Origin of the sequence: Burkholderia sp. E168m23 (assembly GCF_016586125.1) — a bacterium.
GTDB classification, from domain to species: Bacteria; Pseudomonadota; Gammaproteobacteria; order Burkholderiales; family Burkholderiaceae; genus Burkholderia; species Burkholderia orbicola.
Genome location: NZ_BCPP01001172.1, coordinates 1 through 1855, shown reverse-complemented (window position 1 = coordinate 1855; position 1855 = coordinate 1). Strand labels below are relative to the sequence as shown.

Genomic DNA, 1855 nt, shown 5'->3' with positions numbered 1-1855 from the left:
TGCTCGTCGCGCACGGCGTGCTGGAGGCGGATGCCGAAGACGGCTGGCGCATGCGGCCGCGCGCGAGCCTGGCCGATGCGCATGCGTGCTGGGACGCATTCGCGCAACACGCGTCGCCCGAGCTGTGGCCGGCCGTGCTCGTGGACTACTTCCGCACCAGCGCCGGATGCCTCGACGCGCAGATCTCCGGCAGCGTGTCGCCGGCCGGCCTGATGTTCCCGGAAGGGGCTTCGCATATCGCCGAAGCGATGTACAGCGACGGCGAACATGCCCGCGCGCTGCATCGCGGGATGGCGCAGGCCGTGCGCGCCGTCGTCGCACGCGAACCGCAGCGCTCGTGGCGCATTCTCGAAATCGGCGCGGGCACGGCCGCCGTGACGCGTGCGATCGTCGACGCGCTCGCGCCGCTGGTCGAAGCCGGCACGCGCATCGATTACCTGTTCAGCGACGTGTCGAGCTACTTCCTCGCCGCCGCACGCGAGCGTTTCGCCGCGTATCCGTGGATGCGCTTCGTGCGCTTCGACATGAACGCGCCGTGCGACGCGCAGGGCATTGCGCCGCATTCGGTCGACCTGACGATCAGCTCCGGCGCGCTGAACAATGCGCGTGATACGGTCGCGCTGATCGCGGGCTTGCGTGCGCTGTCGGCTGCCGATGCGTGGTGGGTGATCCAGGAACTGACGGCCGAGCATCCGGAAATCAGCATCAGCCAGGGGCTGATGATGGAGACGCCGGACGACGCGCGCGCCGCATCGGCGCGGTTGTTCGTGCCGCACGCGCAATGGCTCGAATGGCTGCAGGCGGAAGCGGGCGATCGCGCGCTCGGTTGTGTCGCGCCCGACACGCCGCTCGCCGCGCTCGGCTACGACATCCTGCTGGCTCACGTGAAGCGCGGCGCTGCACGCATCGCGCCGGATACGCTGCTGTCGTTCGTGGCCGAGCGCGTGCCGAACTACATGGTGCCGTCGCAACTGCGCGTGCTCGAACGCTTGCCGGTGACCGCGAACGGCAAGATCGACCGCCGCACGCTGGCCGGCATCGCCGATATCCGCGAACCGGCGCCGGCCGTGGTGCGAGCGGTGCCCGCACAGGCAGCCGATCCGCTGCTCGCGCGGTTGATCGGCTTGTGGGAAACCGTGCTCGATACGCGCAACGTGTCGCCGGATCAGGACTTCTTCGCTGCGGGCGGCGATTCGCTGCTGATCGCGCAGCTCGTGTCGCGGCTGCGCGGCGAGGAGCCGCTCGCGCATGCGCATCCGTTCGACCGGCTGCTGCGCTGGGTGCTCGCGCAGCCGACGCCCGCCGCGTTCGCGCAATGCCTGCGCGACGCGAGCGAGCAGCCGGCGAGCGCGACGCCGACGGCCGCGCCCGCCGCGTCGCGCACGCTGCCTGCATCGGCGGTCGTCCATGCGCCGGCGCCGCGCGTGCGAGCCGGCGTGCGGCCGATTCCGCTCGCGCCGGGCGACGGCGTGCCGCGCGTGATCGTGCACGAAGGGCTCGGCACCGTGCATGCGTACCGTCCGGTGCTGCCCGCGCTGGCGCGGCTCGGCCCGGTGCTCGGCTTCGCGGTGCGCGACGCGCAGGACTATCTCGACCTGCCGGTGCGCCACCTGAACGCGACGCTGGGCCGGCGTTACGCGGATGCGCTGTGGCGCAACGGCGTGCGCGAGGTCGACGTGCTGGGCTACTGCTCGGGCGGGCTGATCGCGCTCGAAATGGCGAAGTCGCTGGTGCAGCTCGGCGTCGCGGTGCGCACGCTCGACATCGTGTCGAGCTACCGGATTCCGTATCTGATCGAGGACGAACGGCTCGTGCTGTTCAACTTCGCGGCGACGCTCGGGCTGCCGCTCGATGC

General features: G+C 71.2%; 1 protein-coding gene. It reads left to right on the top strand.

Features of this window, described 5'->3' with window-relative positions; genetic code table 11:
• Positions 1-1855 (top strand): class I SAM-dependent methyltransferase (locus tag JMF90_RS35315; protein ID WP_201326185.1); only part of this gene is annotated, 1855 nt, incomplete at both ends.